This window comes from Pseudorhizobium flavum, assembly GCF_044142885.1.
Classification (GTDB): Bacteria; Pseudomonadota; Alphaproteobacteria; order Rhizobiales; family Rhizobiaceae; genus Neorhizobium; species Neorhizobium flavum.
The window spans coordinates 36,855-50,423 of record NZ_JBIOKZ010000008.1 but is presented as its reverse complement, the minus strand read 5'-3'; the positions used below and the strand labels follow the sequence as shown (position 1 = coordinate 50,423).

16 protein-coding genes are annotated in these 13,569 nt (G+C 64.3%); 11 read left to right on the top strand and 5 right to left on the bottom strand.

The features are described 5' to 3' along the window. Positions 1 to 114 precede the first annotated feature (114 nt). From ACEPP2_RS15620 to ACEPP2_RS15590, 7 genes are all read left to right on the top strand, one after another. Positions 115 to 1,941 (top strand): methyl-accepting chemotaxis protein, encoded by a 1,827-nt coding sequence (locus ACEPP2_RS15620; RefSeq protein ID WP_395517121.1) that lies wholly within the window; start codon positions 115 to 117, stop codon positions 1,939 to 1,941. Between the two features lie 118 nt (positions 1,942 to 2,059). Next, entirely contained in the window at positions 2,060 to 2,638 is a 579-nt protein-coding gene (locus ACEPP2_RS15615) for an NAD(P)H-dependent oxidoreductase (protein ID WP_395517120.1), read from the top strand. A gap of 104 nt (positions 2,639 to 2,742) precedes the next feature. Next, a complete protein-coding gene (locus tag ACEPP2_RS15610; protein ID WP_077546071.1) occupies positions 2,743 to 4,038 on the top strand; it encodes an extensin-like domain-containing protein in 1,296 nt (431 codons plus the stop codon). An 11-nt stretch (positions 4,039 to 4,049) separates the two neighbouring features. Beyond that, positions 4,050 to 4,373, top strand: coding sequence for an MmcQ/YjbR family DNA-binding protein (locus tag ACEPP2_RS15605; RefSeq protein WP_077546070.1), 324 nt, complete (start codon positions 4,050 to 4,052; stop codon positions 4,371 to 4,373). 110 nt (positions 4,374 to 4,483) lie between these two features. Beyond that, complete coding sequence (locus tag ACEPP2_RS15600) at positions 4,484 to 5,305, top strand: sulfite exporter TauE/SafE family protein (protein WP_395517119.1); 822 nt, start codon at positions 4,484 to 4,486, stop codon at positions 5,303 to 5,305. A 129-nt stretch (positions 5,306 to 5,434) separates the two neighbouring features. Further along, positions 5,435 to 6,361, top strand: coding sequence for an ABC transporter ATP-binding protein (locus ACEPP2_RS15595; RefSeq protein ID WP_395517118.1), 927 nt, complete (start codon positions 5,435 to 5,437; stop codon positions 6,359 to 6,361). After that, on the top strand, positions 6,358 to 7,119 hold the full coding sequence (locus tag ACEPP2_RS15590) for an ABC transporter permease (protein ID WP_142587521.1): 762 nt from the start codon (positions 6,358 to 6,360) through the stop codon (positions 7,117 to 7,119). The genes ACEPP2_RS15595 and ACEPP2_RS15590 overlap by 4 nt, the downstream gene beginning before the upstream one ends. Before the next feature lie 22 nt (positions 7,120 to 7,141). On the opposite strand, the gene ACEPP2_RS15585 is transcribed toward ACEPP2_RS15590, so the two are convergent. Continuing rightward, positions 7,142 to 8,350: an MFS transporter gene (locus ACEPP2_RS15585; RefSeq protein WP_152340235.1), complete on the bottom strand. Its 1,209-nt coding sequence runs from the start codon at positions 8,348 to 8,350 to the stop codon at positions 7,142 to 7,144. A 74-nt stretch (positions 8,351 to 8,424) separates the two neighbouring features. Between ACEPP2_RS15585 and ACEPP2_RS15580 the strand changes: the two genes are divergently transcribed. Beyond that, on the top strand, positions 8,425 to 9,399 hold the full coding sequence (locus tag ACEPP2_RS15580) for an AraC family transcriptional regulator (protein ID WP_281977368.1): 975 nt from the start codon (positions 8,425 to 8,427) through the stop codon (positions 9,397 to 9,399). Positions 9,400 to 9,404: 5 nt separating this feature from the next. Here ACEPP2_RS15580 and ACEPP2_RS15575 read toward each other — a convergent pair whose 3' ends face one another. The 4 genes from ACEPP2_RS15575 to ACEPP2_RS15560 form a co-directional block, all read right to left on the bottom strand. Beyond that, the gene (locus tag ACEPP2_RS15575) at positions 9,405 to 9,563 is read right to left on the bottom strand and encodes a hypothetical protein (RefSeq protein WP_156157138.1); all 159 of its coding nucleotides are present in this window, start codon (positions 9,561 to 9,563) and stop codon (positions 9,405 to 9,407) included. 100 nt (positions 9,564 to 9,663) lie between these two features. After that, a complete protein-coding gene (locus ACEPP2_RS15570; protein ID WP_281977369.1) occupies positions 9,664 to 10,368 on the bottom strand; it encodes a TIGR02281 family clan AA aspartic protease in 705 nt (234 codons plus the stop codon). Continuing rightward, the gene (locus ACEPP2_RS15565) at positions 10,365 to 10,583 is read right to left on the bottom strand and encodes a DUF1289 domain-containing protein (RefSeq protein ID WP_395517198.1); all 219 of its coding nucleotides are present in this window, start codon (positions 10,581 to 10,583) and stop codon (positions 10,365 to 10,367) included. The genes ACEPP2_RS15570 and ACEPP2_RS15565 overlap by 4 nt, the downstream gene beginning before the upstream one ends. Before the next feature lie 18 nt (positions 10,584 to 10,601). Next, positions 10,602 to 11,384: an adenosylcobinamide-GDP ribazoletransferase gene (locus ACEPP2_RS15560; protein ID WP_318290362.1), complete on the bottom strand. Its 783-nt coding sequence runs from the start codon at positions 11,382 to 11,384 to the stop codon at positions 10,602 to 10,604. A 94-nt stretch (positions 11,385 to 11,478) separates the two neighbouring features. Here ACEPP2_RS15560 and cobT point away from each other — a divergent pair, with 94 nt between their 5' ends. From cobT to ACEPP2_RS15545, 3 genes are all read left to right on the top strand, one after another. Next, the gene (gene cobT, locus ACEPP2_RS15555; protein WP_077546062.1) at positions 11,479 to 12,495 is read left to right on the top strand and encodes a nicotinate-nucleotide--dimethylbenzimidazole phosphoribosyltransferase; all 1,017 of its coding nucleotides are present in this window, start codon (positions 11,479 to 11,481) and stop codon (positions 12,493 to 12,495) included. A gap of 2 nt (positions 12,496 to 12,497) precedes the next feature. Continuing rightward, positions 12,498 to 12,890, top strand: a complete 393-nt coding sequence (locus ACEPP2_RS15550) for a diacylglycerol kinase (RefSeq protein ID WP_142587526.1) — start codon at positions 12,498 to 12,500, stop codon at positions 12,888 to 12,890. Positions 12,891 to 13,004: 114 nt separating this feature from the next. Beyond that, entirely contained in the window at positions 13,005 to 13,508 is a 504-nt protein-coding gene (locus ACEPP2_RS15545; RefSeq protein ID WP_395517117.1) for a DUF3280 domain-containing protein, read from the top strand. Positions 13,509 to 13,569 lie beyond the last annotated feature (61 nt).

Genomic DNA, 13,569 nt, shown 5'->3' with positions numbered 1-13,569 from the left:
GCATGACTAGACTTAAGTTGCATCTAACTCGCGTCAGGCGTGAATTAGCGCTTTCACGGGCCAGTAACCTTTAGGGGCTAGATATTGTGACAACAAGTTACAAAGGGGGTCTCTATGCAGCGTCTTACCATTTCTGCGCGCATGTACTGTCTCATCGCGCTTTCTCTCGCGATCCTGGCTGGCGCGCTCACGTTCAGTCTGTTCCAGAGCTATTCGTCGATGGAGAGGGAGCGCAAGGCAGGTCTTGCCTATATGAACGACATCGCGATGAGTATGCTCAAGCAGTACCACGCGATGGAGAGCTCCGGCGCGATGACCCGCGAGCAGGCACAGGCGGGCGCCATGGAGGCGATCGGTGCCATGCGCTACGGCGACGGCAGCGGTTACTTCTGGATCAACGACATGCGGCCCTTCATGGTCATGCATCCGATCAATGCCAAGCTGAACGGCGCGGACCTGTCGCAGAACAAGGACCCGAACGGTAAGCACCTGTTCGTCGAGTTCGTCAACACGGTCAAGGCGAGCGGCCATGGCTTCGTCGACTACTACTGGCCGAAGCCTGGCCTCGAGGAGCCGGTCGAGAAGTATTCGCACGTCATCGGGTTTGAACCCTGGGGCTGGATCGTCGGCACCGGGGTCTACGTCGACGACCTGCACGCGATGTTCCAGGAGAACCTCATCACCTACGCCATGATCTTCTCGGTCTGCGCCGTAGTTCTGATCGCCGGCGCCTTCTACGTCATTCGCAGCGTCACCGGCCCGCTGGGTCAGGTTCAGGGCGTGCTTCAGCATATCGCTGACGGGGAGGCGAATGTGACCGTTCCCCACATCCAGCAGAAGAACGAAATCGGAAGCATGGCCCGTGCGCTGGTCGTCCTGCGCGATGCGGTCGAGGAGCGGCTCGCCCTCCAGGCTCGCGAGAGCGAACAGCAACGTGCCCTGTCCGAGGAACGCTCCACCAACGAGCGGGCGCTCGCCTCCGCCTCCGAGCGGCAGGCCCGCGCCATGGCCGAACTCGGCCGTGCCCTTTCGGAGCTGGCGAAGGGCGATCTTTCGGTCAGCGTCGCCGACCTCGGTGCCGACTACGCGACGATACGCGAGGACTTCAATCAGGCGGTGAGCTCGCTGCGCCAGACCGTTCAGGCGATCACCGAGACGAGCCATGTCGTCCGCGACAGCGCGTCCGACATCAGCGGTGCGACGAACAACCTGTCGCGTCGCACCGAGCAGCAGGCAGCTTCCCTGGAGGAAACCGCAGCGGCTCTCGACGAGATCACCGCGACGGTCAAGACGGCTTCGGAGCGCGCCAACGAGGCTCGCACCATGGTCGCCGAAACCAAGGACAGCGCCGGCCGCTCCGGCGAGATCGTCCGCAACGCAGTCGATGCAATGGGCCGGATCGAGGATTCGTCCAGCCGCATCAACCAGATCATCTCGGTCATCGACGAGATCGCGTTCCAGACGAACCTGCTGGCGCTGAATGCCGGTGTCGAGGCGGCCCGCGCTGGTGAGGCCGGCCGTGGGTTTGCCGTCGTCGCCCAGGAAGTGCGGGAACTAGCGCAGCGTTCCGCGAACGCGGCGAAGGAGATCAAGACGCTGATCAGCAATTCGGCGCGCGAAGTCGAAAACGGCGTCTCGCTCGTTCGCTCCACCGGCGATGCCCTGGTCGAGATCGCGCAACTGGTCGAGCGGGTCAATTCCCATGTGGAGACGATCGCGACGGCGTCCCGCGAGCAGGCAACTGCGTTGCAGGAAATCAACTCCTCGGTCAACAACATGGACCAGATGACGCAGCAGAACGCCGCCATGGTCGAGGAGACGACCGCTGCCAGCCAGACGCTTGCCGAACAGAGCCTGCACCTGCAAAGTCTGCTCTCCGCCTTCCGCCTGGAGAACGGCCACGGCGGCTACGGCTCGGGCCAGGCGACGCGCGCAGCCTGACCGCTCGGATTCGAGAACATCTGAGCCCGCCGGGGAAAACGCCGGCGGGCTTTTTTGATGCCGCTCAATGGCGACCGTCCCGTCTCTGCTAGGCTCTCCTGCGACAAAGGAGACGGTGATGGCGAAGATCCTGATCATCCAGGCCCATCCGGATGGCGCCGAGCGCCACCTCTGCCATGCGTTGGCGGATGCCTATGCCGAAGGCGCGCAAGACGGCGGCCATGACGTTTCGCGGCTAGAGCTCGCGCGCATGGACATACCCTTCCTGACGTCGCAGAAGGAGCAGGAAAAGGGCGTGGTCGGGCCGGCAATCAGCGAGGCGCAGGATCTGATCAGGGCCGCCGACCACATCGTATTCGTCTTCCCGCTCTGGCTCGGCGAGATGCCAGCCCTCCTCAAGGCATTCTTCGACCAGGTTGCGCGCCCGGGCTTCGCCTATGATCTCGGTGGGTCGCCGCTGAGGAGCGGCCTGCTTCGCGGCAAGTCGGCGCGGATCGTCATCACCATGGGGATGCCGGCGTTTGTCTACCGGCTCTACTATGGCAGCCATAGCCTCAAAGCGATGAAGATCGGCATCCTCCGGTTCGTGGGGATCGCACCCATACGCTCGACGCTGATCGGCATGGTTGGCTCCAAACGCTTCGACGGCGGATCCTGGCTGGACGAGATGCTACGGCTCGGGAGAATGGCCAGGTAGCCCCGGTGATGCCCTGATATGGTCATTTTCTCTCAAGCCTTCGTTTACCGCATCGTCGTAAATTTGTCGAACGTGCCATTTCGGCACCGAGAGCAGCGATTGGTATGGCGTACGCTTCCCTTTCTCGGCAGGTTCTTGCCTCGCTGATGATCACGACGATGCTGGTGAGCTGCTCGGCCGAGGGGCTCATGCCGCCGGCGAGTATCGATGGCGAGACGCGGGTGAGCTCGATCGGCCCGATGTCGGAGCCAACGAGTGCCCGGCAGCCCTACCAGGCGCCGGTCGCGCCGGTGTCGCAGGTGAGCGGCGGATATGGCGAGCCTTACGCAGCCGATGCCAGGGCGCAGTCCTATCCCATCCAGCAGGCACCCGCGGCGCAGTCTTCGTCACTGCCGATGATCGACAGCGACGAAGCGCTCGGGCTGCAGTCGGCAGGCGGTCCCGTCGCAGTTCCCGAGGAAGGCGTCAACATGGACGCCCAGTTCGGTTTCGTCGGTGGTGGTGAGCCGCAGGTGGTGGGTCTTGCACAGGAGCAGGACCAGATGATTGCAGAAGGTGCCACCGCGCAGCCGGTGGTCGACGGGATAGGAACCGACAATCCCGTCAGCCTCGGTGCACCTCCAGGCTTCCTGGCCCCTCCGGATGATCAGATCATCTCCGTCCCGCCGAAGCGGCAGGGCGCCGGCATCCAGCAGCCGCGGAATCAGGCGCTCGTCTGGGGTGATCAATCGCCTGTCGTCGCTCCGACCCGGCTGCCGCCCGAAGAGCCGCAGCAGGTCGCCATGCTTGCGCCCGGCAATCCGATGGCAGAGCGCGAGCCGATCCGACCGCGGGCGGTTATGCCGCAATCGGAGGTCAGTTGCCGCGCCGAGCTGCGCCGCCTCGGGGTGCAGTTCCGTGACATCCCCCGCATCAGTGACGGCCCGAGCTGCGGCATCGAGCATCCCGTGCTGCTCAGCGGGTTTTCGGGCAATATCGCCCTGAAGCCGGCGACGAAGCTCAACTGCCAGACGACGCTGGCGCTCGCCAAATGGGTGAAGTTCGAGTTGGCACCGTCGTCGCGCTATCGCTATCTTTCCGGCGTCAAGACCATCGAGTCCATGGGCGGCTACTCCTGCCGGCGCATGAACAACAGCCGCCAGAAGCGCAACCCGATGTCGGAGCACGCGCGCGGCAATGCGATCGATCTCGGCAAGTTCGTTCTGAAGAACGGCAAGAAGATCGACGTGCGCAAAAAGAACATCTTCGCCTTCCGCGAGCGGGGATTGCTCAACACGGTCCGCGACGACAGCTGCAAGTACTTCCATACGGTGCTGGGGCCTGGCAGCAACAAGGAGCACTGGAACCACTTCCACTTCGATCTCCGGTCCCGCAAGTCCGGATCGAAGTACTGCGACTGACGGGAGGCGTCATGGCGAACGGGGAGACACTGCGGCGGATCGCTCTCTCCCTCGATGGCACGACCGAGAGGCCGCATTTCGACCGCATCGCGTTCCGGGTTGCTCGAAACTACGCGACACTCGCCCCAGACGGATTATCCGCGAACTTCAGGTTCCTGCCCGACGAACAGGCATTCAAGTGCATGTTGCTGCCAACCGTGTTTTCTCCGGTACCGAATGCCTGGGGAAAGCAGGGGTGGACGCAAGGTCTGCTTGAGCCGATGACGGAAGTGGACCTGAAGGATGCGCTGGAGACGGCCTGGCGCCATGCGCTCCCGAAGCGACGGCACAGATGACGGAGCCAGGGGGGCAGGCAGTGACGACCTGGGCACTTGTCTGACAACCGAGTTGGTGCCAGAAGTGCCTCCCAGACCTCCACCGGCCTAGCCGTCATCCATGGTACCCCATGCACCCTGTTGCCGAACTTCTTCCCTTCGCCGTCGCGCTGGCCGCCGCGGGCGCTTTGGCGGGCTTGCTTGCGGGCATGTTCGGGATCGGCGGCGGTGCGATCCTGGTACCGATCTTCTTCCACGTCTTCGGGCTCCTGGGCGTTCCGGAAGAGGTCCGGATGCAGCTTGCACTCGGGACATCGCTTGCGATCATTGTCCCCACCTCCGTGCGCTCCTTCATGTCCCATCGCAAACGCGGGGCGGTCGACACCGAACTGCTGAAGGGCTGGGTCATCGCTGTCCCGCTCGGCACGCTCATCGCAGCCTATGTCGCGGCCAAGGCCTCCAGCGTGGAATTGCGCGTGATCTTCGCGCTGATCGCCTTGGCGCTCGCATTCCGGATGATCTTCAACCGGGCAACTTGGCAGCTCGGCAACGGTCTGCCGGGAAATCCGGCCCGTTTCCTCGTGGGTACGGGAATCGGAATTCTTTCGGGGTTGATGGGTATCGGCGGCGGCGTCCTCAACAACACATTCATGACGCTCTACGGACGGCCGATCCACCAGGCGGTCGCGACGTCGGCGGGTATTGGTGTGCTCATTTCGATCCCGGGCCTCGTCGGCTATGTCTGGGGCGGCTGGGGGCTCGATGGCCTGCCGCCATTCTCGACGGGCTACATAAACTGGATCGCCGTCGCCCTGCTGATTCCGATCACCCTGTCGCTTGCGCCGCTCGGGGCGCAACTGGCGCATGCCATGTCGAAGCGACAGCTCGAGATCGGCTTCGGAATTTTCCTGATCCTGGTGTCGCTGCAGTTCTTCGCAACGATCGTTGCTTGAACTCTCCAGTCTCCTGCGGGATTGGTGCGGCAGCGCGAACGCAATGTTCTTCTGTTGGGGATGGTCTCGGCGCGCGTGACGCCTATATTGGCGCCACTTCCCGGAAACAGATTTCAAAAAGACCTTCCCATGGCTCCCATTGTTTCTATTCGTAAACTTGCCAAGACCTATGGCAACGGGTTTCAGGCGCTGAAGGGCGTCGACCTCGAGATCGAGAAGGGCGAGATCCTGGCACTTCTCGGCCCGAACGGCGCGGGAAAGACGACGCTGATCTCGATCGTCTGCGGCCTCGTCAATCCCAGCGGCGGCCAGGTGCTCGTCGGCGGACATGACGTGGTGCGTGATTTTCGGCAGACCCGGGCGATGATCGGTCTCGTGCCGCAGGAACTCACGACGGACATGTTCGAAACCGTCTGGAACACCGTGTCGTTCTCGCGGGGATTGCACGGCAAGAAGGCGGATCCGGGCCGGATGGAGACGATCCTGAAGGACCTCTCCCTGTGGGACAAGAAGGACAACATGCTGAGGGAGCTTTCCGGCGGCATGAAGCGCCGCGTGCTGATCGCCAAGGCGCTGGCGCACGAGCCGGAAATCTTGTTCCTGGACGAGCCGACTGCCGGCGTAGACGTCAACCTGAGGCGCGAGATGTGGCAGGTGGTGGAGCGGCTTCGCAAAGGTGGTGTCACCGTCATCCTCACCACGCACTACATCGAGGAGGCGGAGGAGATCGCGGACCGGGTGGGCGTCATCAACCACGGGGAACTCCTGCTGGTGGAGGACAAGACGGCCCTGATGCGGAAGCTCGGACGCAAGGAATTGCGGCTCGAACTCGCCGCGCCGCTTGGCGCGCTGCCGCCGGTGCTTGCGTCCTACAACCTGGCGCTCGCCGAGGACGGCGGCGCCCTGATCTACGAATATCAGGGGGAGGCGGAGCAGGGACGAATCGGCACGCTGCTCGGCTCGCTGGCGGCACAAGGGATTGAGTTCCGGGACCTCTCGACGCGGCAGAGTTCGCTCGAGGACATCTTCGTCGAACTGGTGGGGCAGAGAGCATGAACTTCGAAGCGGTCAAATCCATCTATCTATTCGAGATGGCGCGCATGCGGCGCACGTTGATGCAGAGCGTCATCTCCCCCGTGCTGACGACATCGCTCTACTTCGTTGTCTTCGGTGCCGCGATCGGGTCCCGGATCGAGCAGATCGACGGCGTCTCCTACGGCGCCTTCATCACGCCGGGCCTGATCATGCTGTCGCTCTTGACCCAGTGCATCTCCAACGGCTCGATCGGTATCTACTTCCCGAAGTTCACTGGTACGATCTACGAGATCCTGTCCTCGCCGATCGCGATGACGGAAATCCTGCTGGGCTACGTGGGGGCGGCGGCGAGCAAGGGCCTGATCATCGGCCTGATCATCCTGGCGACGGCCTCCTTCTTCGTCGACATCTCGATCGCCCATCCCGTCATGATGCTGGTCTTCCTGGTGCTGACGGCGGTTACCTTCAGCCTTGCCGGCTTCATCGTCGGCATCTGGGCGAAGAATTTCGAGCAGCTCAACATCATGCCTATGCTGGTTGTGCCGCCGCTGACCTTCCTGGGCGGAACCTTTTATTCGGTGGAAATGCTGTCGCCGTTCTGGCAGGCGGTCAGCCACTTGAACCCGGTTCTCTATCTGGTCAGTGGTTTCCGCTGGAGCTTCTACGAAATCGCCGACGTCAATCCGTTGATCAGCCTTGGCATGATCGCCCTGTTCCTGGTGGTTTGCCTGGCGCTGGTCGCCTGGATATTCCGCACGGGCTACCGGCTGCGAAACTGATCTCGCAGCCGGCGGGGCAGGGTCAGTTCTGCTGCAGCGCGGCCTGTCGTCCGCCACGCGCCAGCATCACGACGGAGCCGAGGGCGCAGGCGATGCCGACGAAGGTCACGACGCCGAGGGGCCCTTGGCTATCGACCAGCAGGCCACCCAGGACGGCTCCGGACGAGATGGCGACCTGGAAGGTGGTGAGCAGCATCGCGCCGACGCTTTCGGCCTCATCGGACGCCGCCCGGGTGACATGGGTCTGAATGCTGACGGGCAGGATGCCGAAGGCGAGGCCCCACAGCACGATTGCCGCCCATGATACCAGCGGCAGCCCGCCCGCCCAGAGCATCAGCAATGCCGAGAGCGCCACCAGCCCGGCACCCAAGGCGACGGAGCCGGTCGTGCTGCGGCTGGCGATCGCGCCGCCGAGGAGGTTTCCGAAGAAGCCGGCAACGCCATAGGCGAGGAGGACCAGCGAGATCATCTCGACGCTGAAGCGGGGGATCTGCTCCAGGTAAGGACGAACATAGGTGAAGCCGGCGAAATGCCCCGCGACGATGATCAGCGTCACGATCAGCCCGACCCGGACCCGCGGGCGGCCGAGCAGCGAAACCATCGTTGCAAGGCTCGCACTGCCCCGCGGCGGCAGCGACGGGACCGTGAAGGCCTGGACTAGGAGGGCTACGACGCCGACGCCCGCCGAAAGCGCGAAGGCCGCGCGCCAGCCAAGGGTCGCACCGATCCAGGCGCCAAGGGGTGCCGCACAGACGGTCGCGACGGAGACGCCGGTGAAAACGATCGCCATGGCGCGGGGCATCAGATGCTCCGGTACGAGCCGCATGGCGAGTGCGGCGGACATGGCCCAGAAGCCACCGAGGCCGATCCCGAGCAGGAGGCGTGCGACGAGCAGCATCGGCAGGCTGCTTGCGAGCGCCGCAAGCGTGCTGGAGACGACGAGCAGGGTGGTGAGCGTGAGCAGGACCCAGCGGCGGTCAAGGTTTCTGGTGCCGATCACCACGCCCGGACCGGCGATGGCACCGATTACGGCCGTCGCCGTGATCGTCTGGCCGGCCGTGCCGGGCGTGATGGCAAGATCCTGGGAGATCGGGGTCAGCAGGCTGACGGGGAGAAATTCGGCGGTGACAAGGCCGAAGACGCCAAGTGACAGGGAGACGACGGCAGCCCAGGCGGCATCGCCGCGGGTGCCGCATAAGGCATGGGAGGGATCAAGAGTGCAGTCGGTCATGATCGGTTCCTGCGTTGTTGGAGGCTCAACAGATATGGGTGACCTCCTGTCGTTTCTATGCTAGAAAATCCGACATGCTTGACCGTTCGTCCAAATCTGCTGTGGCTGCATCCGGCGATCCGCTGAGCGATCTGCTGCGTGGCCTGCGCCTCGACGGCGTCGAATACGGCCGCTGCCGTCCCTGCGAGCCCTGGGCCACTGCCTTTCCGGCACAGGACGAGGCGCGCTTCCACTTCCTTGCCTCCGGGCGCGCCTTGCTACAGACGCCTTCTGGCGAGTGGCTGACGCTATCTGCCGGCGATGCGGTTCTGCTGCCGCGGGGCGGGGCGCATGTGATGGCGAGCGGCAAGGAAGTTCCTCCGGCTCCCTACGACAAGCTCATCCGCCGGGAAGTCTGCCAAGGCATCTACGACGTGCAGTGCCCGAATGCTCCGGGCGGCACGCTGCTGCTGGTCGGGTCCATGCGGTTCAACGTCGACCGGCTTCATCCGCTTCTGCAACTCATGCCGGACGTGATGATGACGAGCGATCTGGCAGGAAGCGAACCGGCGATCCCGCACCTGCTGGATGCGATGGGCCGGGAAGTGGAGATGGACCGCGTGGGGGCAGGCGGCATCCTTGCGCGGCTCGCCGACGTGCTGACGGCAACGCTCATCCGTACCTGGGTCGAGCATGGCTGCGGCGAGTCGACCGGCTGGCTCGCGGCGGTGCGCAATCCGGAGATCGGTCGCGTACTGGCGGCGATCCACCTGCAGCCGGAGCGGGACTGGAGCGTGGCGGATCTCGCCAGGCTCATGGGCGCGTCGCGGTCGGGTTTTGCCGAACGCTTTTCTCGGGTCGTGGGCGAGACCCCGGCCCGCTACGTCGCTCGCGTCCGGATGCATCAGGCGCGCCAGTGGCTGAGCCAGGGGATGCGGGTATCGGTGGCGGCGCAGCGTCTTGGATATGATGCCGAGGCTTCGTTCAGCCGGGCCTTCAAGCGCATCATCGGCGCACCGCCCAGCGCCTATCGGGCGACCACCACCACACGGATGGCGGCGGCCGAGTGACCGCCTCAGAGCATGCTGACGCGGACCAGGAACACGAAGACGATCAGCATCGAGGCAAGAGCCACCATGGTGATTGCCGGGGCTAGACCGATGGTCACGGCGCCGAAGGCGATGAGCGCGATGGCGATGACGGCGAGGAGGGGGATGAGAAGCTTGCTGGACATGCTTAGCTTATAATCCACCTGCCAAAATTGACAAAAGGACGTTCTGACGCACCTGGTCTGTCCCTGGGCGCCGCCGGTGCTAGCGCGTGCGTAAGCCGGATCAGTCGCGCAGCCGCAGCTCGTCGGTCTGCATCTGGATCGAGCCGAGCGTCGACAGGAATGTCATCCCGAGGAGACTCTGGTCCAACCGTCCCTCCTCGGCCACCATGGCCCGGACATCGCGACGCAGGATCGGCCCGATGGCGACTTCCTCGAGGCGGACCGGTGCTGCCGTCGCGCGCCCGTTTGCGGTGGAGACGGTGACGGTATAGGCGAGGCGCTGAGGTTCAAGGCCGATGCGTTCGGCGTCCTCGAACGAAAGAACAACGGCACTGGCACCGGTATCGACAAGCATCGACACCGCTTGCCCGTTCACGCTCGCGGACGTGTGGAAATGCCCGCGAATGCCGCGGTGGATAATCACTTCCGTGACGCCCTGTGCCGTTGTGACCTCGACGGCGCTGCCCGGGATGAGCCCGGCTGAGAGCCGGGCGCCGACCTGTTGCAGATCGTACCTGTAGATATAGGCTGCGACGAGGGCGAGGATGATCACCAGCCACACCGCGATATAGCGAAGAATTTGGGTCAAGCCGCCGCGGTTGCCCGCAAGGATGCCGACCGAGAGAAGGCCCGCGATCGGCAGGAGATAGATCATCTGCCCAAAGTCCTCGTTTGCGATACCGAAGGTCTGACCGCTGTCGTGGTTGAAGACGAGAAGGGCAAGACCCGCGCCAAGGACGAGGAGGACGAAGGTGAGGCCGTTCACGAGGCAGCCCGCTCCCGTGCCGGTCGCTGGACTTGCCCGGTGCCTCCGTCCAGCCCTGCGCGCTTTAGCCGGGCGGGCAGGGCATCCATCAGGGCGCGGCGTTCCGCGTCGGTGAAGCTTGTCCAGCGAGCGATCTCGTCGCCGGTGCGCCCGCAGCCGATGCAGTTGCCGGAGGTTTCGTCGATGGAGCAGACGAGGATGCAGGGTGAAATCATGTTCTTCATATCTGCGGTTCACGCCACGAGCGCAAGGGAGACCAGGAACACGATCTCGCAAGCTTGCTGCGTGGCGCCGATCGTATCGCCCGTATGACCGCCGATCCTGCGGGCGGCCAATCGTGTGACGCTCATTGCCGCCAGCGCCGAGAGGCCGCCAGCGAAGATGAAGGGCAGGAAGCCTGCGACCGGCCACAGGAGCACGAGGCCGGCGATGGCGGCACTTCCGAGCGCAACGTTGCGGGCAGCCGAAGCCGGCCTGCCGGCGCCTGCCGCGACCCCATTGCTGCGGGCGGCCGGCAAAGCGTGCCAGTGCCCGACCATCAGCGCCCGGCTGAGCGCCGCCGAGGCGACCAGTGCGAATGCGGGGAGGCTGGCTGCCGGACCGGCGAGCGCGGAGAGTGCTGCCGCACGAAGCGCGAAGGACAGGATCAGAGCGATGACGCCATAGCTTCCGTTGCGGCTATCCTTCATGATCGAGAGGATATGCTCGCGATCACGGCCACCGCCAAAACCGTCCGCTGCATCGGCAAGACCGTCCTCGTGCAGTGCGCCGGTGAGGACGGTCAGCACCGCAAGTGCGACCAGCGACGACAGGAGCGGGTCGGCGTCGAGGTGCAGCAGCAAGGCGAGCAGCAGCGCGGGCGGGGTGGCGATCACCAGGCCTGCAGAGGGAAAGGCACGCACCGCGCGGCTTAACGACCCGTCGTGCCCTACGAAAAAGCGCGAGGGAACCGGCAATCGTCCGAGAAAGCCGACCGAACGCGCGAGGTCGTCGAGGAATTCCGTCACCTTTGGCAGTTGTCCCTCCGTGCCTGCGCGACTATGAGAGCAACAAAGCGTGATTTGCCGGCAAAACACAAGCGACCGGCCAAGGACGAGAGAAAGCATCCCGATGAGCGTGAGCGGCCTGCCATTCGACGACTTCCGCACCCTCCTGCAGAACCTGCCCGGCCCTGATTCGCGGGCGCTGGTCGCTGCACGCGAGCGGGATGCGCAACTGACGAAGCCGCCGGGTTCGCTCGGCCGGCTGGAAGAAATCGCTATGTGGTTGGCGGCTTGGACGGGACGTCCCCCGGCGGTGACACGTCCGCTGGTGGCGATCTTCGCCGGGAACCATGGCGTCACGAAACATGGGATCACGCCGTTCCCGCCCTCGGTGACACAGCAGATGGTCGAAAACTTTGCCGCGGGCGGCGCGGCGATCAACCAGATCTGCGTTACCCATGATCTCGGACTAAAGATCTTCGACCTGGCGCTCGACTATCCCACGGGCGACATCACCTGCGAGGCCGCACTTTCGGAGCGCGACTGTGCCGCCACCATGGCCTTCGGGATGGAAGCGATCGCGGGAGGAACCGACCTCCTGTGCATCGGCGAAATGGGGATCGGCAACACGACGATCGCGGCCGCCATCAACCTCGCCCTCTACGGTGGAGAGGCGGAGGATTGGGTGGGGCCGGGGACCGGTTCGCACGGCGTCCAGATGGAGCGGAAGATCCAGGCGGTGAAGACGGCCGTGGAGTTCCACAAGGATCATCTCAAGGATCCGCTCGAGGTTCTGCGGCGGCTGGGCGGGCGGGAGATCGCCGCCATCGCGGGCGCGATCCTGGCGGCGCGCATCGAGAAGATACCGGTGCTGCTCGACGGCTATGTCGTGACGGCGGCGGCGTCCATCCTGAAGGCGGCCAATCCCTCCGCCCTTGATCACTGCCTGATCGGCCATGTCTCGGCTGAACCGGGCCATCTGAAGGCGGTGGAGAAGCTCGGGAAGACACCACTGCTGGCGCTCGGCATGCGGCTCGGCGAGGGTACCGGGGCAGCCCTTGCCGCAGGCATCGTCAAGTCTGCGGCCGCCTGCCATTCCGGAATGGCGACCTTTGCCCAGGCGGGCGTGAGCGCGGGGAACTGACCTTGGAAAAGGCGCCGCAGGAAAGTGGGATCCGCAAGGCGAGCGGGCCTCGCCGCGTGCTGGCGGCAACGCGCTACTCGCTGCAGGGACTGGTGCGGCTGTGGGGCGAAGAGGCGTTTCGAACCGAGGTCGTGGCCTTCGCCCTCGGGCTGCTGCTGTTCGTCTTCATCGGCGCAGAACCCTATCAATACCTGATCTTCGTTGTCCTGATGCTGCTTCTCTTCTGCGTCGAGGCGTTGAATACGGCGATCGAGGAGCTCGTCGACCGGATCTCGCCAGAGATTTCCACGGTTGGCCGGCACGCAAAGGACCTGGGTTCGTTCGCCGTCTTCTGCCTCTTGTGCGTGAACGGCCTGTTTGTGCTGTGGTGCCTGTATGACAGGCTGGTCGGGTAGCGGTTTCCCGAATTCGTGATCGCCACGACGCCGAGAAATGTGCGAGAATCGCTGTCGATAAAATGCCGATAGCCTTCACCATGCCGCTTCGATCTGACGAAGCAGGATTGTCCGATGCCACGCCATTCGTTCGTCGCTGCATTGCTCTTCTGCTGCGGTATCGCGCCGGTGCAGGCCCAGCAGGCGGAGCCTGTCCCGGTTGAGGTCTTCCCTTTCGAACTGGAAGACAAGAGCGCCGGTGCAGGGATCGTGCCGCCGGACGACTATGACAGGCGCTATCTGGCAGAAGCTGCCAAGGTCGCACGGGACATGTTCGCGGAGACGGGGCGCTATACGCTTGTGACCAATCCGGCGGACTCGGCGACTGCTCCGGCTACCGAACCACTGCGACATTGCGGAGGCTGTGAGGCTGGGATTGCCCGCAGCCATGGAGCGTCGCTGGCAGTTCTCGGTGTGGTGACGCGGGTCAACCGCACCGAGCACACCATGTTCATCCGGGTCCTCGGTGTCCACACGGGCAAGCCGGTGGCTGTTGGCTTCACGGACCTGCGAATGGGTGCCAACCATGCCTGGCCCCGCACAGCGAAATGGCTGATGAAGAACCGCATCCTGAAGTAGCGGCAGGGCCGAACCTCCCGCGGTCCACGGGCGGTCACAGCCTTCGAAGTCAGCGGACCTG

Bases quoted from the DNA above. Each gene is read 5' to 3' on its own strand.
- ACEPP2_RS15620 (WP_395517121.1), top strand. From the start codon at position 115: ATGCAGCGTCTTACCATTTCTGCGCGCATGTACTGTCTCATCGCGCTT.
- ACEPP2_RS15615 (WP_395517120.1), top strand. From the start codon at position 2,060: ATGGCGAAGATCCTGATCATCCAGGCCCATCCGGATGGCGCCGAGCGC.
- ACEPP2_RS15610 (WP_077546071.1), top strand. From the start codon at position 2,743: ATGGCGTACGCTTCCCTTTCTCGGCAGGTTCTTGCCTCGCTGATGATC.
- ACEPP2_RS15605 (WP_077546070.1), top strand. From the start codon at position 4,050: ATGGCGAACGGGGAGACACTGCGGCGGATCGCTCTCTCCCTCGATGGC.
- ACEPP2_RS15600 (WP_395517119.1), top strand. From the start codon at position 4,484: ATGCACCCTGTTGCCGAACTTCTTCCCTTCGCCGTCGCGCTGGCCGCC.
- ACEPP2_RS15595 (WP_395517118.1), top strand. From the start codon at position 5,435: ATGGCTCCCATTGTTTCTATTCGTAAACTTGCCAAGACCTATGGCAAC.
- ACEPP2_RS15590 (WP_142587521.1), top strand. From the start codon at position 6,358: ATGAACTTCGAAGCGGTCAAATCCATCTATCTATTCGAGATGGCGCGC.
- ACEPP2_RS15585 (WP_152340235.1), bottom strand. From the start codon at position 8,350: ATGACCGACTGCACTCTTGATCCCTCCCATGCCTTATGCGGCACCCGC.
- ACEPP2_RS15580 (WP_281977368.1), top strand. From the start codon at position 8,425: ATGCTTGACCGTTCGTCCAAATCTGCTGTGGCTGCATCCGGCGATCCG.
- ACEPP2_RS15575 (WP_156157138.1), bottom strand. From the start codon at position 9,563: ATGTCCAGCAAGCTTCTCATCCCCCTCCTCGCCGTCATCGCCATCGCG.
- ACEPP2_RS15565 (WP_395517198.1), bottom strand. From the start codon at position 10,583: ATGATTTCACCCTGCATCCTCGTCTGCTCCATCGACGAAACCTCCGGC.
- cobT (WP_077546062.1), top strand. From the start codon at position 11,479: ATGAGCGTGAGCGGCCTGCCATTCGACGACTTCCGCACCCTCCTGCAG.
- ACEPP2_RS15545 (WP_395517117.1), top strand. From the start codon at position 13,005: ATGCCACGCCATTCGTTCGTCGCTGCATTGCTCTTCTGCTGCGGTATC.